At 70.2% G+C, this 21017-nt stretch carries 22 protein-coding genes; 10 read left to right on the forward strand and 12 right to left on the reverse strand.

Going from position 1 to position 21017, the window contains the following annotated elements; all coding sequences use genetic code 11:
• Positions 1–61: 61 nt before the first annotated feature.
• Positions 62–184, reverse strand: a complete 123-nt coding sequence (locus AC6CH0_RS03720; RefSeq protein ID WP_498098343.1) for a hypothetical protein — start codon at positions 182–184, stop codon at positions 62–64.
• 136 nt (positions 185–320) lie between these two features.
• On the opposite strand from AC6CH0_RS03720, the gene AC6CH0_RS03725 reads away from it, so the two are divergent.
• From AC6CH0_RS03725 to AC6CH0_RS03735, 3 genes are all read left to right on the forward strand, one after another.
• Positions 321–1238, forward strand: coding sequence for a LysR family transcriptional regulator (locus AC6CH0_RS03725; protein WP_498098344.1), 918 nt, complete (start codon positions 321–323; stop codon positions 1236–1238).
• A gap of 105 nt (positions 1239–1343) precedes the next feature.
• Positions 1344–2147, forward strand: coding sequence for an enoyl-CoA hydratase/isomerase family protein (locus AC6CH0_RS03730; protein ID WP_498098345.1), 804 nt, complete (start codon positions 1344–1346; stop codon positions 2145–2147).
• Between the two features lie 32 nt (positions 2148–2179).
• On the forward strand, positions 2180–2677 hold the full coding sequence (locus AC6CH0_RS03735) for a CinA family protein (RefSeq protein WP_498098347.1): 498 nt from the start codon (positions 2180–2182) through the stop codon (positions 2675–2677).
• Between the two features lie 11 nt (positions 2678–2688).
• On the opposite strand, the gene AC6CH0_RS03740 is transcribed toward AC6CH0_RS03735, so the two are convergent.
• The 9 genes from AC6CH0_RS03740 to AC6CH0_RS03780 form a co-directional block, all read right to left on the reverse strand.
• Positions 2689–4182: a CoA-acylating methylmalonate-semialdehyde dehydrogenase gene (locus AC6CH0_RS03740; RefSeq protein WP_498098348.1), complete on the reverse strand. Its 1494-nt coding sequence runs from the start codon at positions 4180–4182 to the stop codon at positions 2689–2691.
• Positions 4183–4184: 2 nt separating this feature from the next.
• Positions 4185–5516, reverse strand: a complete 1332-nt coding sequence (locus AC6CH0_RS03745; protein WP_498098349.1) for an aspartate aminotransferase family protein — start codon at positions 5514–5516, stop codon at positions 4185–4187.
• A 132-nt stretch (positions 5517–5648) separates the two neighbouring features.
• On the reverse strand, positions 5649–6809 hold the full coding sequence (locus tag AC6CH0_RS03750; RefSeq protein ID WP_498098350.1) for an ABC transporter substrate-binding protein: 1161 nt from the start codon (positions 6807–6809) through the stop codon (positions 5649–5651).
• Complete coding sequence (locus tag AC6CH0_RS03755; RefSeq protein ID WP_498098351.1) at positions 6806–7609, reverse strand: ABC transporter permease; 804 nt, start codon at positions 7607–7609, stop codon at positions 6806–6808. Before AC6CH0_RS03755 ends, AC6CH0_RS03750 begins: the two co-directional genes overlap by 4 nt.
• Positions 7610–7683: 74 nt before the next feature.
• The gene (locus AC6CH0_RS03760; RefSeq protein WP_498098353.1) at positions 7684–8562 is read right to left on the reverse strand and encodes an ABC transporter ATP-binding protein; all 879 of its coding nucleotides are present in this window, start codon (positions 8560–8562) and stop codon (positions 7684–7686) included.
• On the reverse strand, positions 8559–9554 hold the full coding sequence (locus AC6CH0_RS03765) for an ABC transporter permease (protein WP_498098354.1): 996 nt from the start codon (positions 9552–9554) through the stop codon (positions 8559–8561). The genes AC6CH0_RS03760 and AC6CH0_RS03765 overlap by 4 nt, the downstream gene beginning before the upstream one ends.
• Positions 9551–10567: a TIGR03842 family LLM class F420-dependent oxidoreductase gene (locus AC6CH0_RS03770; protein WP_498098355.1), complete on the reverse strand. Its 1017-nt coding sequence runs from the start codon at positions 10565–10567 to the stop codon at positions 9551–9553. The genes AC6CH0_RS03765 and AC6CH0_RS03770 overlap by 4 nt, the downstream gene beginning before the upstream one ends.
• A gap of 137 nt (positions 10568–10704) precedes the next feature.
• Positions 10705–12141 carry a dihydropyrimidinase gene (gene hydA, locus AC6CH0_RS03775; RefSeq protein ID WP_498098356.1) on the reverse strand — a complete coding sequence of 479 codons (1437 nt, stop codon included), beginning with the start codon at positions 12139–12141 and terminating at the stop codon, positions 10705–10707.
• Positions 12142–12240: 99 nt separating this feature from the next.
• Positions 12241–13089 (reverse strand): nitrilase-related carbon-nitrogen hydrolase, encoded by an 849-nt coding sequence (locus tag AC6CH0_RS03780; protein ID WP_498098357.1) that lies wholly within the window; start codon positions 13087–13089, stop codon positions 12241–12243.
• 237 nt (positions 13090–13326) lie between these two features.
• Here AC6CH0_RS03780 and AC6CH0_RS03785 point away from each other — a divergent pair, with 237 nt between their 5' ends.
• Positions 13327–14766, forward strand: a complete 1440-nt coding sequence (locus tag AC6CH0_RS03785; protein ID WP_498098358.1) for an aminotransferase-like domain-containing protein — start codon at positions 13327–13329, stop codon at positions 14764–14766.
• Between the two features lie 19 nt (positions 14767–14785).
• Here the strand turns inward: AC6CH0_RS03785 and AC6CH0_RS03790 are convergent, their stop codons facing one another.
• Positions 14786–15544 (reverse strand): DeoR/GlpR family DNA-binding transcription regulator, encoded by a 759-nt coding sequence (locus tag AC6CH0_RS03790; RefSeq protein ID WP_498098359.1) that lies wholly within the window; start codon positions 15542–15544, stop codon positions 14786–14788.
• Positions 15545–15592: 48 nt separating this feature from the next.
• Here AC6CH0_RS03790 and AC6CH0_RS03795 point away from each other — a divergent pair, with 48 nt between their 5' ends.
• From AC6CH0_RS03795 to AC6CH0_RS03815, 5 genes are all read left to right on the forward strand, one after another.
• On the forward strand, positions 15593–16003 hold the full coding sequence (locus tag AC6CH0_RS03795) for a DUF4406 domain-containing protein (RefSeq protein ID WP_498098360.1): 411 nt from the start codon (positions 15593–15595) through the stop codon (positions 16001–16003).
• A 40-nt stretch (positions 16004–16043) separates the two neighbouring features.
• A complete protein-coding gene (cofD, locus tag AC6CH0_RS03800; RefSeq protein ID WP_498098361.1) occupies positions 16044–17051 on the forward strand; it encodes a 2-phospho-L-lactate transferase in 1008 nt (335 codons plus the stop codon).
• Positions 17052–17202: 151 nt separating this feature from the next.
• Positions 17203–18228 (forward strand): putative F420-0 ABC transporter substrate-binding protein, encoded by a 1026-nt coding sequence (locus AC6CH0_RS03805; RefSeq protein ID WP_498098363.1) that lies wholly within the window; start codon positions 17203–17205, stop codon positions 18226–18228.
• On the forward strand, positions 18228–19418 hold the full coding sequence (locus AC6CH0_RS03810; protein WP_498098365.1) for a putative F420-0 ABC transporter permease subunit: 1191 nt from the start codon (positions 18228–18230) through the stop codon (positions 19416–19418). The genes AC6CH0_RS03805 and AC6CH0_RS03810 overlap by 1 nt, the downstream gene beginning before the upstream one ends.
• Entirely contained in the window at positions 19415–20233 is an 819-nt protein-coding gene (locus AC6CH0_RS03815; RefSeq protein ID WP_498098366.1) for an ABC transporter ATP-binding protein, read from the forward strand. Before AC6CH0_RS03810 ends, AC6CH0_RS03815 begins: the two co-directional genes overlap by 4 nt.
• 4 nt (positions 20234–20237) lie before the next feature.
• On the opposite strand, the gene AC6CH0_RS03820 is transcribed toward AC6CH0_RS03815, so the two are convergent.
• Positions 20238–20381 carry a hypothetical protein gene (locus AC6CH0_RS03820; RefSeq protein WP_498098367.1) on the reverse strand — a complete coding sequence of 48 codons (144 nt, stop codon included), beginning with the start codon at positions 20379–20381 and terminating at the stop codon, positions 20238–20240.
• A 60-nt stretch (positions 20382–20441) separates the two neighbouring features.
• Between AC6CH0_RS03820 and AC6CH0_RS03825 the strand changes: the two genes are divergently transcribed.
• On the forward strand, positions 20442–20936 hold the full coding sequence (locus tag AC6CH0_RS03825) for a nucleoside/nucleotide kinase family protein (protein ID WP_498098368.1): 495 nt from the start codon (positions 20442–20444) through the stop codon (positions 20934–20936).
• Positions 20937–21017 lie beyond the last annotated feature (81 nt).

A 21017-nucleotide genomic window follows, 5' to 3' on the forward strand; every position in this document is an offset into this window, starting at 1 on the left:
CCTCCCCCGCGCAGCGGCCCTGCACTCCCGGGGAACGGACCCCCGGGGTTCGCGTCGGCGCCTAGACGGTGCGCGCGAACGTCTCTCGCGGCTGACGACGGTAACCGTCACGCACGGTGACGACGATCGAGCCGATGATGGCGACGGCGGAGACGACGCCGAGGATCACGAAGATGCTGAACATGGTGGTTCCTTTCGAAGTACGAGCGGGCTGATCGAGCGATCGATGCGCCGTTGCACGTGTTCGATGACTCAATTCTCGCGCCGAAGACCCTTCAGCACAAGCTCACAATTCTACAATGACGATGTAGTCTGGCTACATGGACGTACGCCGACTGGACCTGCTGCGCGAGCTCGCCGAACGGGGCAGCGTCACGGCAGTCGCGGAGGCCACCGGCCGCACCCCGTCGGCCGTTTCGCAACAACTCAAGGTGCTCGAGCGCGAGGCCGGCATGCCGCTCACCGAGCGCAGCGGCCGCGGAGTCGTGCTGACGAGTGCCGGACATGCGCTGGCCCGCAGTGCGGCCGATGTCGCGATCGCCCTCGAACACGCCACCGCCCTGTGGGACGAGTTCCGCAACCACCCGAGCGGCGAGGTGACGCTGCTCACCTTCCCCACGATCGGGGCGACCCTGCTGCCGGCCGTGCTCTCCGACCTCGCCCGGGTCGCGGGCCTCGTCGTGCGCGCCACCGACCTCGACCCCGAGCTCGCCGAATTCGCCGACCTCACGAGCGACTACGACATCGTGCTCGCGCACACCATGCCGGGGGTGCTGCCGTGGGGCGGCCGCGGGCTGAGAGCGGTGCCGCTGCTCACCGAGCCGCTCGACATCGGCCTGCCCGCCGACCACCGGCTCGCCGGGCGCGCGCACCTCACGCCGGCCGATCTCGTCGGCGAGACCTGGCTCGGCGTACCGCCGGGCTTCCCGTTCGAACGCATCCTGCACGCCATCGAGCAGCAGGCCGGCCAGCGCGCCACTGTCAGCCAGCGATTCAGCGACATGCGCATCATCGAGGCGTTCATCGAGGCGGGCCTCGGCATCGCCTTCGTGCCGCGATTCACCAACGGCACGGTGCCCGATTCGATCGTGTTGAAGCCGCTGCGCGGCGTGGCATCCGCTCGGCAGATCGTGGCCCTCGTGCGACCGGATGTCGCGGAGCGCCTCGCCGTGCGCACGGTGCTCGACGTGCTCGTGGCGCGCGCGTCGCGCCTCGAACAGGCGCACACCGTCGGCTGAGCCGGCTGCCACCCCATCTGGACCACTCGTGTCGGACCGGACCGCCGATGTCGAGTGTCCCGCGCGACACGAGTGAGCCTGAGGGTCGAAGTAGACTCCACGTCCATGAGCGACGACGCGATCCTGTTCGACGTGACCGACGGGCTCGCCCGCATCACCCTCAATCGGCCCGCCCGGCTGAACGCCGTCGACCCCGAGGCGATCGCGCGCTGGCAGTCGCTCGCGCACGAGATCGCCGAGCGCGACGACGTCGGCGCGGTGCTCTTCGACGCCAACGGGCGAGCGTTCTGCGCGGGCGGCGACGTCGTCGCGATGTCGCAGCTCGCCACCGGGGAGCCCGACGCCGGAGCCGTCATCACCGCGCTCGCCGACCGCATCCACGACGGTCATCGCGTGCTGCGCGAGAGCGCCAAGCCCATCGTCGCCGCCGTGCAGGGCCCGGTCGCCGGCGGCGGTCTCGGCTTCATGCTCGTGGCCGACCTCATCGTGGCCTCCGAACGCGCGACGTTCGCAAGCAGGTATGCGGATGTCGCGTTGACCCCCGACTGCGGAGTGAGCACACTGCTGCCCGAGGCCATCGGTACGCGACGGGCGCTCGAACTCACCCTGACCTCGCGCACGCTCTCGGCGGCCGAGGCGCTCGAGTGGGGACTCGTCACCGAGGTCGTCGCGCCGGAAGCGCTCGAGGAGCGGGCACGAGCGATCGCCGAATCCTGGCTGCGCGGGGCGACCGGCGCATTCGGGCAGGCGAAGCGGCTCGTGCGATCCGGGCTCGAGCGCTCGTTCGCCGAGGCGCTCGACGACGAGGCGCGCACGATCGGCGCCGCGTTCGAGACACCCGCCGCGCAGGCCGCGATCGCGGCGTTCACGGCGAGATCGGCCAGGCCGCAGACGTCGGCGACGCGCTGACGCGCGAGTCATCGAGGAATCGGAGTATTGAGATGGAGGATCCGGCCGAGGAGTTCGCAGCGATCGCGCGTGAGATCGCCGAGCGCGCACAGGCAGCGGGCATCGGTGTGGCGACCGCGGAGTCGCTGACGAGCGGCGCCATCGCCAATGCCCTCGGCGCAGCACCCGAGGCCTCGAAGTGGTTCCAGGGCGGCGTCGTGGCGTACACGGAATCGGTGAAGCGGAACGTGCTCGGCGTGACCGCCGAATCCGTCACCTCGACGGCATGCGCCCGAGAGCTCGCGTCCGGTGCGTCACGGCTGCTCGGCGCCGAGGCCGCGGTCGCCGTGACGGGTGTCGGCGGCCCCGAGCCCGATGGTGACGAGCCGGCGGGCAGCGTGTACGCCGCGGTCCTCGTGCGCGGCGACATCCGCGACGTGCATTTCCAGTTCGAAGGAGACGACCCCGCGATCGTCGTGCACCAGACCGTGCGCGCCGCGCTCGAGTTACTGCGCGACGCCCTGCCGGAGACCCCAGTCGATCGGAGCTGAGACCGGCTTCGCTATTCGTGCTGCGGGAAGCCCAGGTTCAGTCCACCATGGCTCGGGTCGAGCCAGCGCGACGTGATCGCCTTCTCCTGCGTGAAGAAGTCGAAGCCGCGCGGGCCGTACGCCTTGGCGTCGCCGAAGAGCGAGTCCTTCCAGCCGCCGAACGAGTGGTAGGCCACCGGCACGGGAATCGGCACGTTGATGCCGATCATGCCGACGGTCACCTCCCGCTGGAATCGACGGGCGGCTCCGCCGTCGTTCGTGAAGATCGCCGTGCCGTTGCCGTAGGGCGAGGCGTTGATCACGTCGAGGCCGGCCTGGTAGCCGTCGACGCGCACGATCGACAGCACCGGCCCGAAGATCTCGTCGCGGTAGACGGATGACTCGAGCGGCACCCGGTCGACGAGGGTCGGGCCGAGCCAGAATCCGTCGGCGTCCCCGTCGATCTCGACCGACCGGCCGTCGACCACCACCGTCGCGCCATCGGAGACCGCGACGTCGAGATATCCCACGACCTTGTCGCGGTGCTCGCGCGTGATGAGCGGCCCCATGTCGCAGCCGCGGGTGCCGTCGCCGGTCGTCAGCTGCGACATCCGCTCGCCGATCTTGGCGACGAGTTCATCGGCGACGGTGTCGACGGCGAGCACCACCGAGACCGCCATACAGCGCTCCCCCGCCGAACCGAAGCCGGCGTTGACGGCGGCATCGGCGGCCAGGTCGAGGTCGGCGTCGGGCAGCACGAGCATGTGGTTCTTCGCTCCGCCGAGCGCCTGCACGCGCTTGCCGTGGCTCGCCGCCGTCTCGTAGATGTACTTCGCGATCGGCGTCGAGCCGACGAACGAGATCGAGCGCACGACCGGGTGCACGAGCAGCGCATCGACCGCCACCTTGTCGCCGTGCACGACGTTCAGGACCCCGTCGGGCAGACCTGCCTCCTGCATCAGCCGGGCGAGCCAGATCGCCGCCGACGGGTCCTTCTCGGACGGCTTCAGCACGACCGTGTTACCCGTCGCGATCGCGAGCGGGAAGAACCACAGCGGCACCATCGCCGGAAAGTTGAACGGGCTGATGATGCCCACGACGCCCACGGGCTGCTTCGTCGAGTAGACGTCGATGCCCGTCGACACGTTCTCGGAGTACTCGCCCTTCGCATACCCCGGCATGGCGCAGGCGAGTTCGACGACCTCGAGCCCGCGGGCGATCTCGCCTGCGGCATCCGACAGCACCTTGCCGTGCTCGCTCGTGAGGATCGCCGCGAGCTCGCCGCTGCGCGCGTTGAGCAGCTCCCGGAACGCGAACATCACCTGCTGGCGCTTCGCGATCGAGGTGTCGCGCCAGCCGGGGAAGGCCCGGGCGGCGGCCTGCACTGCCGTGTCGACGTCGTCGGTCGAGGCGAAGCGCACGCGCTTCTGCTCGGTGCCGAGTGCCGGGTTGTAGACGGGTCCGGTGCGGCTCGCATCGCCGGCGACGGATGCACCGTCGATCCAGTGCTCGATGAACTCGGTCATGATCAGTTCTCTCCTTCGAGTGCGGTGCTGAGCACCTCGTCGTACATCGCCACGGCTTCGGCGACCTCGTCGGCCGTCACGACGCACGGCGGCACGACATGGATGCGGTTGTCCTGCACGAAGGGCAGCAGCCCGCGCTCGACGAGCGCCGACTTGATGCGGCCCATCGATGCCGCCGGCAGCGGCTCGCGAGTGTCGCGATCGGCGACGAGTTCCATCGCCCAGAACACGCCCTCGCCGCGCACCTCGCCGACGACGCGGTGACGGTCGGCGAGATCGGCGAGCGCCGGGGCGATGACCGTATCGCCGATGTCGCGGGCGTTGTCGACGATGCCCTCCGACGCCATCGCATCGAGCGTCGCGACGATCGATGCCATCGCGAGCGGATGCCCCGAGTACGTGAGCCCGCCCGGGAACACCCGCTCGTCGAACGTCGCGGCGATCGGTTCGTCGATGACCACGCCGCCCGCGGGAATGTAGCCCGAGTTCACCCCCTTCGCGAAGGTGATGAGGTCGGGGCGCACGTCGTAGCCGTCGAACGCGAACCATCGGCCGGTTCGGCCGAACCCGCACATCACCTCGTCGAGGATGAGCAGGATGCCGTGCCGGTCGCAGAGATCGCGCACCCCCGCGAGGTAGCCGGGCGGCGGCACGAGAACGCCCGCGGTGCCCGGAATCGTCTCGAGCAGCACCGCCGCGATCGACGACGGGCCCTCGGCCTCGATCACGCGGCGCAAGTGCTGCAGGGCCCGTTCGCTCTCCTGCTCGGGCGTGGCCGCCCAGAACTCGGAGCGATACAGGTACGGACCGAAGAAGTGCACGTGCGCGCGGGCGAACTCGTTCGGCACCCGCCGCCAGTCGCCCGTCGCGACCACGGCGGCGCCGGTGTTGCCGTGATACGAGCGGTAGGTCGAGAGCACCTTGTCGCGGCCGGTGTGCAGCCGCGCCATGCGGATCGCGTTCTCATTGGCGTCGGCGCCGCCGTTCGTGAAGAACACCCTGCGGAAGCCGGATGGCGCGTGCGCGACGATGCGCTTGGCGGCCTCGCCTCGCGCGAGGTTCACGGTCGAGGGTGCGATCGTCGTCAGCAGCTCGGCCTGTTCGCGAATCGCCTGCACGACCGAGGGATGCTGGTGGCCGATGTTGACGTTGACGAGCTGGCTCGAGAAGTCGAGGTATTCGCGTCCGGCGTGATCCCACACTCGGGCGCCCCGGCCGCTCGCGATCACGAGGCTCGACGGGTTCGCCTGAGCCGACCACGAGTGGAAGACGTGCTCGCGATCGAGTTCGCGGGCGCGTTCGTCGAGGCCGTCGGTGAGGGAGGTGTCGGTCATGGCGTCTCTGCCTTTCCTGTTCATTCGCCGATCGAGTGGCGCCGCGCCCCGGCGCGGTGCGTATCGAGATCTCTCAACGGGGTCTCGATACGCACCCTCCTTCGTCGGGCGCCACTCGACCGGCGGTCGGTGCTAGTTGCCGCCCTCGACGAGTTCGACGTCGATGGGTTCGAAGCCCTCACCCGTGACGTCGACGCCGTCGGCCTTCAGTTCGTCGAGCGCCATCGTGATCCACTCGTTCGACCACGCGGACGCCGGCGGCTCCTCGGTGATCGGGCTCGCGCCCGACTCGTTCACCGCCGAGAGCGCCCCGGCCACCGTGGCATCCCAGGCCGCCTCATCGATCATGCCGATGCCGTTCGGTGCCGGCCAGATGAGCTTGTTGGTCTCGTTGACCATCCAGAGCTCGTGGCTGGGGCCCCAGCCGGAGCCCTCGGCGATCGTGATCTCCGATGCCTCCTCGGGGTTCTCGGCCGCGTAGATCCAGCCCTTGATGACCGCCTTGAGGAACGAGACGGTCGTCTCCTGGTACGCCTCGTCACTCTCGAGCCGCTCGGTGTCGGCCCAGATCGCGTCCTGCAGCATGGCCCCGACCGTGTCCTGGTACGAGATCACGTTGAAGTCCTCGGGCTGGTACAGCTCGCCCGTGTCGGGGTTCGGCGTCTCGAGCAGCTGCGCGTACTCGTTGTAGGTCATCGCCTGGGCCGCATCGATGTCGCCCTGCAGGAAGGCGTTCATGTTGAAGTCCTGCGTGATGATCTGCACCGTCGAGGAGTCGAGGCCCTCTGCGGCCATGGCTGCGAAGATCTCCCACTCGTTGCCGAAGCCCCACGAGCCGATCTTCTTGCCCTCGAAGTCGGCGACGGAGTCGATGCCCGAGTCGGCCCACGAAACCTGCAGGGTGCCTGACTTCTGGAAGATCTGGGCGATGTTGGTGAGGTTCGCGCCCTGCTCGATCGAGCCGAGCACCTTCGGCACCCAGGCGATCGCGTAGTCGACGTCGCCGTTGGCGAGTGCGTCCTGCGGAACGATGTCGCCGCCGGAGGGGATGATCTCGACGTCCAGTCCCTCCTCTTCGAAGTAGCCCTGGTCGACGGCCGCGAAATAGCCGGCGAACTGGCCCTGCGGCAGCCATTGGAGCTGGAGCTTCACCTCGGTGAGGTCGCCCCCGGCGTCGCCGCCGGAGCCGCCGTCCGACCCGTCGCCGGATGCCGAGCACGCGGTGAGGACGAGCGCCGCCGAGATGGCGAGCGCGCCCCCGATTGTCGCGAAGCGACGTCTGCTGTGGTTCATGTCGGTCCTTTCGTGGTGCGGTGTGGTGCGGTGGTGGTGGGAACGCGGCGCTGCAGCAACCGTTCGAGGCCGAGCGTCGCGAGGTAGAAGAGCAGGCCGAGGGCGATGGACGCCACGACGTAGGCCCAGGCCCTGGCGTAGGCGCTCGATGCGGCCGAGGTCGAGATGAGCCCGCCGAGGCCGCCGCGCGGGCCGCCGAAGTACTCGGCGACGAGCGCTGAGATCACGGCGAGCGATGAGGCGATGCGGATGCCGGTGAGGATGAACGGTCGCGCGGTGGGCAGCGTCAAGGTACGCAGCACCTGGCCCGAACTCGCGGCGTACGCCTTCATCAGGTCGCGATGCACGGGCGTCGTCTGCCGGAATCCCCGCAGGGTGTTGATGAAGACCGGCACGAACGAGGCGAGCGCGGCGATCGCCTGGCGGCCGAACTGGCTGTCGGCGCCGAACATCGAGTTCAGCACCGGCGCGAGGGCGACGATCGGGATGACGGCGAGCGACGCCACGACGGGCGCGCTCATGCCGTCGATCGAGCGCCACCTCGCGGCGAGCGCGGCGAGCGCGATGCCGAGGAGCGATCCGACGATGAGGCCGATGAGGGCGTTGGTGCCGGTGAGCAGCGTCGCCTGCACGACCGACGGCCAGTACGCCACGAGTTCCTCGACGATCGAGGCCGGGCTCGGCAGCAGGTAGTCGCTCACCCCGACGACGGTCACGAGGAACTGCCAGACGCCGAGCACGATGAGGCCCACCGCGATCGGCGCGACGAGGCGGAGCGTCGTCTCGGTGCGCGGGCTCATGCCGCGTGGCCGTGATCGTGGGCCGGACCCGCGCGGTGCAGCGCCGGCGGCCGTGCTCGCGGTGGCGGTGGACATCAGCGGTTCTCCACTCCGCGCGCGCCGGTCGCGACCGGCGAGCCGCCGTGGAGCGCCTCGCGCACGGCCGTGACCATGTCGAAGAAGTCTCGCTCCTCGCGAAGCTCCTCGGTGCGGGCCGCGCGTTGCGCGTCGGCGCCGAGCCGCATCGGCACGATCTGCTGGATGCGACCCGGCCGAGGCGACATCACGACCACCCGGTCGGAGAGGAACACGGCCTCGGGGATCGAGTGCGTGACGAAGACGACCGCGGCGCCGGTCTCTGCGGAGATGCGCACGAGGTCGGACTGCATCTTCTCGCGCGTCATCTCGTCGAGCGCGCCGAACGGCTCGTCCATGAGCAGCAGGCGCGGCTGCTCGGCGAGCGCGCGGGCGATCGCCACGCGTTGCTGCATGCCACCCGAGAGCTGGTCGGGATACCGGTCGGCGAAGTCGGAGAGCCCCACCATGTCGAGCAGTTCCGCCACGCGAGCGGTTCGAGCAGCGGATGCTGCGCCGTGCAGTTCGAGCGGCAGGGCCACGTTGCCCGCGACCGTGCGCCACGGCAGCAGGCCGGCCTGCTGGAACGCGATGCCGTACTCCTGGTCGAGCCTGGCCTTTCTCGCGCTCTTGCCGAAGACCGTGAGCCCACCGCCTGTCAGCTCGTCGAGATCGGCGATGATGCGCATGAGCGTCGACTTGCCGCATCCGCTCGGGCCGATGAGCGAGACGAACTCGCCCGCCGCGACCGTCAGGTCGATCGAGTCGAGCGCCTGCACCTGACCGGAGCGGGTCTCGAACACCTTGTCGACCCCGCTGATCTCGACTGCCGCCTCTGCCGCCGCGAGGTGAGCCGCGCCGTCTGCGGCTCGAGCCTGCCGCATTCCATCGTCGGTCATGCCGCCTCCTCGGTTCGTCGGTAGTTCTTGAGCATCACGCCGAGCAGCGCGACCGAGCCGGCGGCCACGAGCCCGAGCACGATCGAGCCGAAGATCGGGCCCCATGCCTTGGCCGGGTCGCCGGAGGCCTGCCCCGCGAACTGGATCAGGATGCGCCCGATTCCGCCCTGCAGTCCGGTCGAGACCTCGGCGACCACGGCACCGATCACGGCGTTCGCGGCACCGAGCCGCAGCGCGGGCAGCAGGTACGGCACGGAGGCCGGCATCCGCAGCTTCACGAGTGTCTGCCAGTAGCCCGCCGCGTACGTCTGCATGAGCTCCTCGTGGATGCGGTCGGGCGACTGCAGGCCCTTCAACGCCCCGATGGCGATCGGGAAGAACGCGAGGTAGCTCGCGATGAGCGCGACCGACATCCAGTCCTGCCACTCGAACGCGCCGATCTCGACGCGCGAACCCCAACTCTTCACGACGGGCGCGAAGGCGATGAGCGGCACGGTCTGGCTGATCACGATCCACGGCAGCAGGCCCCACTCGGCCAGCCGCCACCGCTGCATGACGAGGGCGAAGCCGATGCCCACGACGACGCCCACGAGCCATCCGGCCGCGGCGATGCCGAGGGTGGTGAGTGCGGCGAGGGCGACCACCGCCCAGAGCGGCAACGCGTCGTCGGCTCGGGTGACCGGTTCGCCGAGCCGGGCGAGCATGTCCCAGATGTGCGGCATCGCGAGGTCGGTCGTGCGCGGCAGCACTCGGGTCTCGCCGAGCACGACGCCGTCGGCGGGACCGATCGCCTTGTAGCCCTCCCAGACGAGCGCGACGACGAGGATGCCGGCGAGGCCCCAGCCCCAGCGGGCGAGCTCACGTCGACCGCGGCCGGGCCTGTTCGCCGGTCGAGTAGCGAGCGCCAGCGAGCGTATCGAGGCCTCGGGAGCTGCCTCGGCAGGTCTCGATACGGCCCCGGGGGGCCTACTCGACCGGCGGGTGTCGGTCATGCCTTCGCCGTGAGGTGCTCGGAGAGCGCGGGGATCACGGTCTCGCCGTAGACCCGGAGCGTCTCCTCCTTGTTGTCGTGCTGGAGGTAGCCGGCGAACTGGTCGACGCCGAGTGCCTTGAGCTGCTCGAGCTTCTCGATGTGCTGCTCGGCAGTGCCGAGCACGCAGAACCGGTCGACGATCTCGTCGGGCACGAATGTCGTGTGCGCGTTGCCCGCACGCCCGTGCTCGTTGTAGTCGTACCCTTCACGGCCCGCGATGTACTCGGTCAGCGCCTCGGGCACGTCGCCGTGCGCACCGTACTTCGCGACGATGTCGGCCACGTGGTTGCCGACCATGCCGCCGAACCAGCGGCACTGCTCGCGCATGTGCTCCCAGTCGTCGCCGATGTACATCGGCGCGGCGACGCAGAACTTCACCGACATCGGGTCGCGACCCGCGGCCTCTGCCGCGTCGCGCACATGCTTGATCATCCACGCGGCGATGTCGACGTCGGCCAGCTGCAGGATGAAGCCGTCGCCGACCTCGCCCGCGAGCTTCAACGCCAGCGGACCGTAGGCGGCCACCCACACCTCGAGCTCGGAGCCGTGGCTCCACGGGAACTGCAGCGTGGAGCCGTGGTACTCGACCGGCCGGCTGTTCGCGAGCTCGCGGATGACGTGGATCGACTCGCGCAACTCGGCGATCGTGGTCGGCTTGCCGTTCGTCACCCGCACCGCCGAGTCGCCGCGGCCGATGCCGCAGACGGTGCGGTTGCCGTACATCTCGTTGAGGGTCGCGAAGACCGAGGCCGTCACCGTCCAGTCGCGCGTCGCGGGGTTCGTGACGAACGGCCCCACCTTCACCTTGCGGGTCTCGGCGAGGATCTGGCTGTAGATGACGTACGGCTCCTGCCAGAGGATGTGCGAGTCGAAGGTCCAGACGTGCGTGAACCCGTGGTTCTCGGCGAGCTTCGCGAGCTGCACGGTTCGCGATGCCGGGGGGTTGGTCTGCAGGACCGCTCCGAATTCCATGCGTGCTCCGTTCGTTTCGCCGGTCGAGTAGGCCCGGATGGCCGTATCGAGACCTATGTTCGGTTGAGACATCCGTGTTCGGTTGAGACATCCGCTGGTCTCGATACGCGCTTCGCGCTACTCGACCGGCGGTGGGACTAGATGAGGTACTGGCTGAGGCCGCGCTTGAGGAAGCGACCGTCGCCCTTGGCGCCGAGGTACTGGTCGCCATCGACGATGACCTTGCCGCGCGAGAGCACCGTGTCGACGTGGCCGTCGATCTCGTAGCCCTCCCACGCGGAGTGATCCATGTTCATGTGATGGGCCTTGCCGACGCCGATCGAGGTGTGTCCATTCGGGTCGTAGACCACGACGTCGGCGTCGGCGCCCGGCTGGATGACGCCCTTCTGTCCGTACAGGCCGAACATTCGGGCGGGCGTGGTGCTGGTGAGTTCGACCCAGCGTTCGAGCGTGATCTCGCCGGTGACGACGCCCTGGTACATGAGGTCCATGCGGTGCTCGATCGAGCCGATGCCGTTCGGGATCTTGCGGAAGTCGCCGAGCCCGAGCTCCTTCTGGTCTTTCATGCAGAACGGGCAGTGGTCGGTCGAGACCATCTGCAGGTCGTTCGTGCGCAGCGCCTGCCACATCGACTGCTGGTGCCCCTCTTCACGGGAGCGCAGCGGCGTCGAGCAGACCCATTTCGCCCCCTCGAACGCGCCCCACTCGTCGCTCTTCGCGCCGAGCTGGTCTTCGAGGCTCAGGTAGAGGTACTGCGGGCAGGTCTCCCCGTAGACGTTCTGCCCCTTGTCGCGCGCCCACGCGAGCTGTTCGACGGCCTGCTTGGCCGACACGTGCACGACGTAGAGCGGTGCGCCGGTGAGCTTCGCGAGCATGATCGCGCGGTGCGTCGCCTCCTCTTCCATCTCCCAGGCGCGGGCGATGCCGTGATAGTACGGGTCGGTCTTGCCCTGGTCGACGAGCTGCTGGGCGAGCACGTCGATCGCGGGCCCGTTCTCGGCGTGCATCATCGTGAGCATGCCGGTGTCGCGGGAGACCTGCATGGCCTTCAGGATCTGCGCGTCGTCGGAGTAGAAGACGCCCGGGTAGGCCATGAAGAGCTTGAAGCTCGTGATGCCCTCGTCGGGCAGCTTCGCGATCGAGGCGAGGGATGCCTCGTTGACGTCGCCCACGATCTGGTGGAACGCGTAGTCGATCGCGCAGTTGCCTGCCGCCTTCGAATGCCAGGCGGCGAGCCCGTCTTCGATGCGCTGCCCGTAGGTCTGCACGGCGAAGTCGACGATCGAGGTCGTGCCGCCCCACGCGGCCGCCCTGGTGCCGGTCTCGAAGGTGTCGATCGCGGCGGTGCCGCCGAACGGCAGTTCCATGTGAGTGTGGGCGTCGATGCCCCCCGGAATCACGTACTTGCCGGTTGCGTCGATCACCCGGTCGACGGATGCCGCGACATCCGTGCCCAGGATGCGGCTGCCGGGCTCGAGCACGGCGCGGATGGTCTCGCCGTCGATGAGCACGTCGGCCGCGGCTCGGCCCGTCGCACTCACGACGGTGCCGCCGGTGATGAGGGTCGTGGTCATGCTGGCTCCTCTCTTCGGTGATCGAGTAGGCCGCTTGCGGCCGTATCGAGATCTCGCGTGCTGGTCTCGATACGCTTCGCTACTCGACCGACGGTGTGTCTACGGCTTGGCGATCGCGGTGTACGAGTCGGGGCGACGGTCGCGGTAGAACTGCCAGTCGTCGCGCATCTGCTGCACCATGTCGAGATCGAGGTCGCGCACGAGCAGTTCCTCGTGCTCGCTCGACCCTCGCTCGCCGACGAAGTTTCCGCGCGGATCGATGATCTGGCTCGTGCCGTAGAAGTCGACGGCGAGGTCGCCGTACTCGTTGTCTTCGCGGCCGACGCGGTTCGGCTGCAGCACGAAGTATCCGTTGGCGACCGCCGCGCACGGCCCCTCGACCTCCCACAGGCGGTTCGAGAGCCCGGGCTTCGTGGCGTTCGGGTTGAAGACCATGTGCGCGTCGTTCAGGCCGAGCTCGCGCCATCCCTCGGGGAAATGCCGGTCGTAGCAGATGTACATGCCCACCCGTCCGACGGCCGTGTCGAAGACCGGGTAGCCGAGGTTGCCCGGCCGGAAGTAGAACTTCTCCCAGAAGCGGTCGAGGTGCGGCAGGTGGTGCTTGCGGTAGGTGCCGAGGATCGAGCCGTCGGCATCGACGAGCACCGAGGAGTTGTAGTAGACGCCCGTCTGCGCCTCTTCGTAGATCGGCAGCACCATGACCGTGCCGAGCTCTTTCGCGAGGTCGGCGAAGCGCTGCACGATGGGACCGTCGGCCGGCTCGGCGAAACGGTAGTACTTCTGGTCTTGCGTGATGCCGAAGTACGGGCCGTAGAACAGCTCCTGGAAGCAGACGACTTGCGAGCCCTGCGCCGCGGCATCCCGGGCGAACTGCTCGTGCTTGTCGAGCATCGACTCTTTGTCGCCGGTCCAGGTCGTCTGCGTGATGGCCGCTCGGACGATCGTCATGGTGCCTCCTGCATCGGTCGGCGTCAGTGCCGTGCACTCGATGGGCGTGGAACGGAACTGCTCATCGGGTGGTGCGGTGACGCCGAGAGGGTGTGCCACGGACCGCGTCGTCCGTGGTGGTCGAACGGGACGAGTGAACCGTTCTGTTATTCTTCGGCGTGAACATTTCTCTTGTGTTTCACACTGTGACGTTGTGGTTACTTATCCTGTCCCTTGCGCCGTGAGGAGGCAATGGTCGTGTCAGGTATTCATGTGAATGCTCGTCATGCGCCCGACGCTCGCCTCGACGCCGCGACCCTCCTCGCGCTCGCCGAGTTCCCCGACGCGAGCCCGCGCGGCATCGCCGGGGTCATCGCGAGACTCGTGAACTCGGGCGAGCTCGGCTCCGGTTCCCGCCTGCCGACGGTACGCGAACTCGCGAGCGGGCTCGGCGTGAGCCCGGCAACCGTGAGCCAGGCGTGGCAGGCACTCTCCCGAGCCGGCCTCATCGAGTCGCGCGGTCGCGCCGGCAGCTTCGTGCGGCCGCTCTCGCAGGGCTGGCTCGCCCCGCGCATGCGCGGCATGGCGGCACCGAACGACCCCGTGCGACTCGACCTCTCGCGCGGCACCCCCGACCCGCTCCTGCTGCCGGCGCTCGGCCCGGCGCTCTCCCGCGTCTCGGCGCGCGCCGAGACGGGAAGCTATCACGACGAACCCGTGATCCCGGCTCTCGCGGCGGTGCTCGCCGATTCGTGGCCGTCTGCAGTCGACACGATCATGGTCGTCGACGGCGCGCTCGACGCGATCTCGCGCACGCTCGAGCAACTCGTGCGTTTCGGCGACCGGGTCGTCGTCGAGAGCCCCGGCTTTCCGCCGTTCCTCGACCTGCTCGACGTGCTCGGCGCCGAGGCGGTGCCCGTGCGACTCGACGAGCAGGGCATGGTGCCCGAGGCTCTCGCCCGGGCACTCCATCGTCGGCCCGTCGCGGTGCTCCTGCAGCCGCGCGCGCAGAACCCGACCGGGGCATCGATGAACGCCGAGCGTGCCGCGGCGCTGGCTCGCGTCATCCGTTCGGCCGACGACGTCGACGACCTCGTCGTGATCGAAGACGATCACTCGGGCCTCATCTCGACCGAGGGCGACGTCTCGATCGGCACCTCGTTGCCCGGCCGGGTGGTGCACGTGCGCAGCTTCTCGAAGTCGCACGGCCCCGACCTCCGCATCGCGGCAGTCGGCGGGCCCCGCGAGCTCGTCGAGCGGGTCGTCGCGCGGCGCATGCTCGGACCCGGCTGGACCTCGCGCATGGTGCAGACGATCCTGCTCGACCTGCTCACCGAAGCGGCGTCGATCGACGCCGTCGCCGAGGCGCGTCATCAGTACGCTGCGCGCCAGCGCGCCCTCGGCGACGCGCTCCGCGACCGGGGCGTCGAGGTCGCCGCCGCCGACGGCATCAATCTCTGGATGCCCGTGCTGAGCGAACGCTCGGCCCTCGTGCAACTCGCGGCGGCCGGCATCCGGGTCGCGGCGGGCACGCCCTTCCTCGCCGCCTCCGACGCCGCGGATGCCGTCAACGGTGCCCGCCCGCGGGCCGACGGCGACTTCGTGCGCGTGACGGTCGGCCTGCTGCGCGAAGGCACCGACGAGGTGGCGGCTGCGCTCGCCTCGGCCGCCCATCACCTCGCAGCGGGCGGGTACTGACCGCAGCCGACTCCGGCCCTCAGCGCGCGTCGATGAGCCGGGCGCCGACCCGGGCGAGCTCGCGCATCGCGGCGCTCTCGGGCTCGGCGTCTGTGATGATGCCGGCGACCGCGTCGAGTGGCAGCACACGATACGGGGATGCCGCCCCGATCTTCTCGACGCTCGCGAGCACGTAGGTCTCGGCCGCCGAACGCGCGAGGGCGCGCTTCATCGCCGCCTCCTCGGCGTCGCCCGTGGTGAGCGCCTCGGCGGCGTGCACTCCCGTCACCCCGAGGAAGAAGAGGTCGGCGCGCACGTCGCGCAACGACTCGATCGCGAGTGCGCCGCTCGCCACCATCGAGTGACGGAAGATCCTGCCTCCGATGAGCTGCACCTCGATCTGCTCGTGCGCAGCGAGCGCGACGGCGATCGTCGGGCTGTGCGTGACGACCGTGGCGTGCAGCGTGCGCGGCAGTGCGTCGACGAGCGCGAGGGCGGTGGTGCCGCCGTCGATCAGCACCGTTGCCCCGGGCTCGACGAGCCGTGCGGCGGTCGCCGCGACGCGGTGCTTGCTCTCGGGCGCGATGCGGGTGCGCGCGTCGTACGGTTCCACGGCCGGCGACGCCGGGAGTGCGCCGCCGTAGACCCGCTGGCAGAGACCCGCCGCCGCGAGCTCGCGCAGATCGCGACGGATCGTGTCTTCGGAGATGGTGAGTTCTGTCGCGATCTCAGCCGCGACGATGCAGCCGTCTCGTCGTAGTCGGTCGAGCAGCAGCTCTCGACGCTGTGCGGTCAGCATGCACGTTCCTCCTTGTTCATTCACATTCTTGCACGTTATGGTGGCGGCATGTCGAAACCACTCCTCATCCTCATCGCCGGCCCCTACCGATCCGGCACCGACGGCGATCCGGCCCGAATCGCCAGCAACCTCGAGCGGCTCGAAGCGGAATCCCTGCCCATCTACGCGCGCGGACACGTGCCGATGATCGGCGAGTGGGTCGCGCTGCCGATCCTGCGTGTCGCGTCGACGGATGGCCCGGACTCCGCCACCTCGGCCGAGTCGACGACCCTCGAGGGCGACGTCATGTACACGACCGCCCACCGCCTGCTGCAGCACTGCGACGCCGTGCTGCGACTCGAGGGCGCCTCGCACGGGGCCGACCAGGACGTGCGGATCGCCGAGGCCCGAGGCATCCCCGTCTACCGCTCGATCGACGAGATCCCGATGCGCGCCGCGGACGCGGCCGACGCCGCCTGACTCGACTCCGGACCCCGCACGGCCGCCGTAGGGTTGCAGGGTGCAGATCACGGTGCTCGCGGGCGGAGTCGGAGGCTCGCGCTTCGTGCGCGGCGTGCGCGAGGAGTGCGCGAGGCGCTGGCCCGACGGGCAGGGCGGCTCCGAGGCATCCGTCACCGTGATCGTGAACACCGGCGACGACCTCTGGCTCGCGGGCGTGCGCCTCATGCCCGACTTCGACTCGCTGCTCTACTCGCTCGCGGGCGTCAACGACACCGAGCGCGGCTGGGGCCGTGCGGGCGAGACCGAGCGCGTCTCGGCCGAGTTGCGCGAGTGGGGCGTCGGCTGGCCGTGGTTCACCCTCGGCGACCTCGACCTCGGCACGCACCTCGCCCGAACCTCCTGGCTGCGCGAAGGCCTCGCCCCGAGCGAAGTCGCGCATCGCCTGCAGCAGCGCTGGCCGCTCGGCGTGCAGCTGATTCCGGCGACCGACACCGAAGTCGACACGCACGTCGAGGTGGCCGATCCCGACGTGCCGGGTGGCGAGCGCGAGATGCACTTCCAGGAGTGGTGGACCCGCTACCGGGCCGCCCTTCCCGCGCTCGCCTTCCGCCAGCGCAACCTCGAGACGGCTCGCCCCGCTCCCGGCGTCGTCGAGGCAATCGCCGGTGCCGACCTCGTGCTCGTCGCTCCGTCCAATCCGGTCGTGTCGATCGGCACGATCGTCGCCATCCCCGGCGTGCGCCAAGCCCTCGCCGAGACCTCGGCCCCGGTCGTCGGCATCTCACCGATCATCGGCGGCAAGGTCGTGCGCGGCATGGCCGACGCATGCCTGAGCGCCATCGGCGTCGAGACGACCGCCGAAGCGGTCGGCCGGCACTACGGTGCCAGGTCGGCCGGCGGCCTTCTCGACGCCTGGCTCGTCGACGATGCGGATGCCGCGGCGCTCGCGCCGCTCGACGGCATCGGGCTGCCCGCGGCATCCGCTCCGCTCTGGATGCACGACCTCGACACCTCCGCCGACCTCGCCGGAGCCGCCATCGACCTCGGCGGGCGCCTTCCACGCTGAACGTGCCCGCGAAGCGGCGGCGCACGAGCGGCCGCTCGGTCGTAGGATGGAGACGACCGCCGATGTGATTTCATCGGTCGTGACGGCCCGGGATTGGGTCGCGTGTCGCCGACGATGTCGGCTCCTGATCACGCCTGCCTCCCGGAGACCCATGCCCCGCACACGTTCGTTCCATACGCGCCACCGTTCGCTCACCCTCGTGCTGACCGCCGCGGCGACCGTCGCCCTGCTCACCGGCTGCGCCGCCACCGCAGGGGCCGAGGGCTCGGATGCCGGGGGCGAGGCGGACGACTCGAGTGCCGCGTTCCCCGTCACGATCGACAACTGCGGCACCGAGGTCACCTTCGACGCGGCACCCGAGCGCGTCGTCACGATCAAGTCGTCGACCCTTGAACTGCTGCTCGCCCTCGGCGTCGGCGACCGCGTCGTCGGCACCGCCTTCAGCGACGGGCCCGTGCCCGACGAGTACGAGGGCGCCGCCTCCGAGCTCGAGGTGCTCTCCGACAAGGTCCCCTCGCAGGAGGTCACGCTCGCGGCCGAGCCCGACCTCGTGTTCGCGGGCTGGGAGTCGAACCTCTCGGCCGAGGGCGCGGGCGACCGCGAGACCCTCGACAAGCTCGGCGTCGACACCTACGTCGCCCCCGCCGCGTGCAAGGGCGAGGGCTACATGCCGAACCCGCTGACCTTCGACGAGGTCTTCCGCGAGTTCGAGGAGGCCGGCGACATCTTCGGCGTTCCGGATGCCGCCGCGGCCCTCGTGGCCTCGCAGCGGGCCGAGCTCGACGCGATCGAGCCCGACGCCGATGACCTCACCGCGCTCTGGTACAGCTCGGGAGACGACACGCCGTTCGTCGGCGCCGGCATCGGCGCACCGCAGATGATCATGTCGGCCGCCGGACTCGAGAACATCGCCGCCGACGTCGACGACACGTGGACGTCGATGGGCTGGGAGGCGATCGTCGCCGCGAACCCCGACGTGATCGTGCTCGTCGACGCCGCCTGGAACACCGCCGAGCAGAAGATCGCCCACCTCGAGTCGAGCCCGGCGACGGCGGCGCTGCCGGCCGTGCAGCAGCAGCGTTACCTCATCGTCGACTTCCCGGCGAGCGAGGCGGGCGTGCGCAACGTCTCGGCCGTCGCCTCGCTCGTCGACCAGCTGGCAGCGCTGGGTCTCTGATGTCCCGCCCCGCCGGTCGAGGAGCGAGCGCCCCGTCCATCGCCGGTCGAGGAGCGAGCGCCAGCGAGCGTATCGAGACCCCCGAAGCGAGCAACGGCGCGGCGGATCTCGATACGCTCGCTGAGCGCCCTACTCGACCGACGGGATCTCGACCGGCGGCGGGTCGGCGCACGGCAACCTGGGCGGTCGTGCTCGGCGTGCTGCTCGCGGCATCCGTCATCGCCGCCGTCACCATCGGACCGGCGGGGCTCGCACCCTCCGACGTCATCGCGAGCGTCGTGGCGCATCTCGGCCTCGGCGATCCGACCCTCACCCCGCTGCGCGACGGCATCGTCTGGGAACTGCGCATGCCGCGGGTGCTCACCGCTGCCGCGGTCGGCGCCGGCCTCGCACTGTGCGGAGCGGTCATGCAGGCGCTGACCCGCAACCCGCTCGCCGACCCCTACCTGCTCGGCCTCTCGTCGGGCGCCTCGGTCGGCGCGGTCGTGGTCATCGTGCTCGGCGTCGGCCTCCTGCTGCCGTTCGCCGCGTTCGCCGGCGCACTGGCCGCGCTCGCCGCGACCCTCGCCCTCGCCGGTGCTGCCGGCCGCGGCCGGTCGGGTGGCGCGGCCGGCGGGCTCACCCCGACCCGCACCGTGCTCGCCGGTCTCGCGGTCTCCTCGGTGTTCGGCGCACTCACGAGCCTCGTGATCTTCTGGAGCGCGACCGGCGACAGCTATCGCGAGATCCTGAACTGGCTGCTCGGCTCGCTCGCCGGCACCGACTGGGTCTCCGTGGCGATCGCCGGCGGCGCACTCGCCGTCATCGGCATCCCCCTCATCACGAGCGCGCGCACGCTCGACGCATTCGCGTTCGGCGACGCCGCAGCATCCGCGCTCGGGGTGCACGTCGGCCGCAGCCGCCTGCTGCTGCTCGGCGGCACGGCGCTGCTCACCGGAGCACTCGTGGCGGTGAGCGGATCGATCGGATTCGTCGGGCTGATCCTGCCGCATGCCGTGCGCCTGCTCGTCGGCTCCCGTCACCGTGCGCTGCTGCCGCTCTCGGCGCTCGCCGGAGCCCTGTTCCTGATCTGGGCGGACACCGCCGCCCGCACGCTCTTCGACCCGCGCGAGTTGCCCGTCGGCATCATCACGGCCCTCGTCGGCGGGCCGGTGTTCGCGTTCCTCCTGATGCGACGGAGGGTCTCGTGAGCGACGGCCTCGACCTCGCCCGCGTGCGCTTCTCGCGCACCGGTCGCCTCATCATCGACGACATCGACGCCACGGTGCCCGAGGGCTCATTCGGCGCGCTGCTCGGCCCGAACGGCGCCGGCAAGTCGACGCTGCTGCACCTCATCGCCGGCATCGAGCGAGCGGATGCCGGTGCGCTCGCCTTCGCCGGGAGCGAGCTCTCCACTCTGCGCCGACGCGATCGTGCGCGACGCGTCGCGCTCGCCGAGCAGGAGACGCACGACGCGCCCGAGCTCCTCGTCGAGGAGGTCGTCGCACTCGGCCGCACGCCGCATCTCGGGGCGTGGTCGGGGCTCGGCGAGCGCGACCGCGCCGTGGTCGCCGACTCGCTCGCAGTGCTCGGGCTCGAGCAGCTCGCGGCCCGGGAGTACGCGACGCTGTCCGGCGGCGAGCGCCAGCGCGTGAATCTCGCGCGGGCCCTCGCGCAGGAACCCGAGCTGCTGCTGCTCGACGAGCCCACGAACCATCTCGACGTGCGCGCCCAGCTCACGAGCCTCGAGCTCCTGCGCACGCTCGCCGGGCAGGGGCGCACCGTGCTCGCGGCCCTGCACGATCTCGGGCTCGCCGCGGCGTACGCCGATCACGTGGTCGTGCTCGCCGCCGGCCGGGTCGTGGCGGCCGGCGCGCCGACCGAGGTGCTGCGGCCCGCACTCATCCGCGAGGTCTGGAGCGTCGAAGCCGAGGTGCTCGAACACCCGGCGACGGGCCGCCCGATCATCGCCTACTCGGGTGTCGCGGCGGCATCCACGCCCGACATCGCGCTCGACGCCCGCTGAGCACCTATTGGGGCGCGTCGACCGCCGCACGCTCGCGGGTGTTCCGTGCAATCTCTTCGGTTGCGGCCGCGATCCGGCGCAGCGCACCGATGACGCTGATCACGGCGAAGAAGATGAAGAGCGCGGCGGCGATCACCAAGAAGTCCATGCGGCGAGCATAGGGGTGCTCGACAGCCTCGGAGCCGGCAACCGCGCGTACGCTGAAGGTATGACGCGAACGGCCTACGAGGCGCAACCGCGCGATGAGCTGCTCGCGGGCATCGTCGAGGAGTTCCTCCACCATGTGCCGCGCGGCCGGCGGCTCATCGCGATCGAGAGCGGGCCGGCTGCGGCGACGGGCGATGCCGCGCGCTTCGCTGACGACCTCGCCGGATCGCTCATCGCGCACGAACAGTCGGTCGTGCGTGCCTCCGTCGGCGCGACCGACGAAGCCGCGCTCCGCGCCGGGGTGGTCGAGCCCTTCCGTGCAGGCACCACGCCCGGGGCATCCGATGACTCGGTGCTCGTCGTCGACGGGCGAGCTCTGCTCGACGACCCCGTGCGCGGCGTCTGGCACTTCTCGGTGTGGCTGATGGCGGGCGACGAGCTGCCGCACTCAGGGGCATCCGTCGTCGTCGACGTCACCGACGACGCCGCGCCGAGTCGATTCTTCTACGACTACTGCGCGCTGCCGCCGAGCGTGAATCGACCCGGCCTGCGCTGACCGCCGCCTGCAGTGACTGCGGCCGGCACGGACTGCCGCGCCACCGGGCGCGACCCGGTTCGGCTCGACCCGTTGCCGTCG

This window comes from Agromyces sp. GQ35, from assembly GCF_059758475.1.

Coding starts and splice junctions, on each gene's coding strand:
- AC6CH0_RS03720 (WP_498098343.1), bottom strand. CDS start 184: ATGTTCAGCATCTTCGTGATCCTCGGCGTCGTCTCCGCCGTCGCCATC.
- AC6CH0_RS03755 (WP_498098351.1), bottom strand. CDS start 7,609: ATGAGCCCGCGCACCGAGACGACGCTCCGCCTCGTCGCGCCGATCGCG.
- AC6CH0_RS03740 (WP_498098348.1), bottom strand. CDS start 4,182: ATGACCGAGTTCATCGAGCACTGGATCGACGGTGCATCCGTCGCCGGC.
- AC6CH0_RS03770 (WP_498098355.1), bottom strand. CDS start 10,567: ATGGAATTCGGAGCGGTCCTGCAGACCAACCCCCCGGCATCGCGAACC.
- AC6CH0_RS03780 (WP_498098357.1), bottom strand. CDS start 13,089: ATGACGATCGTCCGAGCGGCCATCACGCAGACGACCTGGACCGGCGAC.
- AC6CH0_RS03790 (WP_498098359.1), bottom strand. CDS start 15,544: ATGCTGACCGCACAGCGTCGAGAGCTGCTGCTCGACCGACTACGACGA.
- AC6CH0_RS03745 (WP_498098349.1), bottom strand. CDS start 5,516: ATGACCGACACCTCCCTCACCGACGGCCTCGACGAACGCGCCCGCGAA.
- AC6CH0_RS03765 (WP_498098354.1), bottom strand. CDS start 9,554: ATGACCGACACCCGCCGGTCGAGTAGGCCCCCCGGGGCCGTATCGAGA.
- AC6CH0_RS03735 (WP_498098347.1), top strand. CDS start 2,180: ATGGAGGATCCGGCCGAGGAGTTCGCAGCGATCGCGCGTGAGATCGCC.
- AC6CH0_RS03820 (WP_498098367.1), bottom strand. CDS start 20,381: ATGGACTTCTTGGTGATCGCCGCCGCGCTCTTCATCTTCTTCGCCGTG.
- AC6CH0_RS03825 (WP_498098368.1), top strand. CDS start 20,442: ATGACGCGAACGGCCTACGAGGCGCAACCGCGCGATGAGCTGCTCGCG.
- AC6CH0_RS03730 (WP_498098345.1), top strand. CDS start 1,344: ATGAGCGACGACGCGATCCTGTTCGACGTGACCGACGGGCTCGCCCGC.
- AC6CH0_RS03810 (WP_498098365.1), top strand. CDS start 18,228: ATGTCCCGCCCCGCCGGTCGAGGAGCGAGCGCCCCGTCCATCGCCGGT.
- AC6CH0_RS03805 (WP_498098363.1), top strand. CDS start 17,203: ATGCCCCGCACACGTTCGTTCCATACGCGCCACCGTTCGCTCACCCTC.
- AC6CH0_RS03795 (WP_498098360.1), top strand. CDS start 15,593: ATGTCGAAACCACTCCTCATCCTCATCGCCGGCCCCTACCGATCCGGC.
- AC6CH0_RS03760 (WP_498098353.1), bottom strand. CDS start 8,562: ATGACCGACGATGGAATGCGGCAGGCTCGAGCCGCAGACGGCGCGGCT.
- AC6CH0_RS03750 (WP_498098350.1), bottom strand. CDS start 6,809: ATGAACCACAGCAGACGTCGCTTCGCGACAATCGGGGGCGCGCTCGCC.
- hydA (WP_498098356.1), bottom strand. CDS start 12,141: ATGACCACGACCCTCATCACCGGCGGCACCGTCGTGAGTGCGACGGGC.
- AC6CH0_RS03725 (WP_498098344.1), top strand. CDS start 321: ATGGACGTACGCCGACTGGACCTGCTGCGCGAGCTCGCCGAACGGGGC.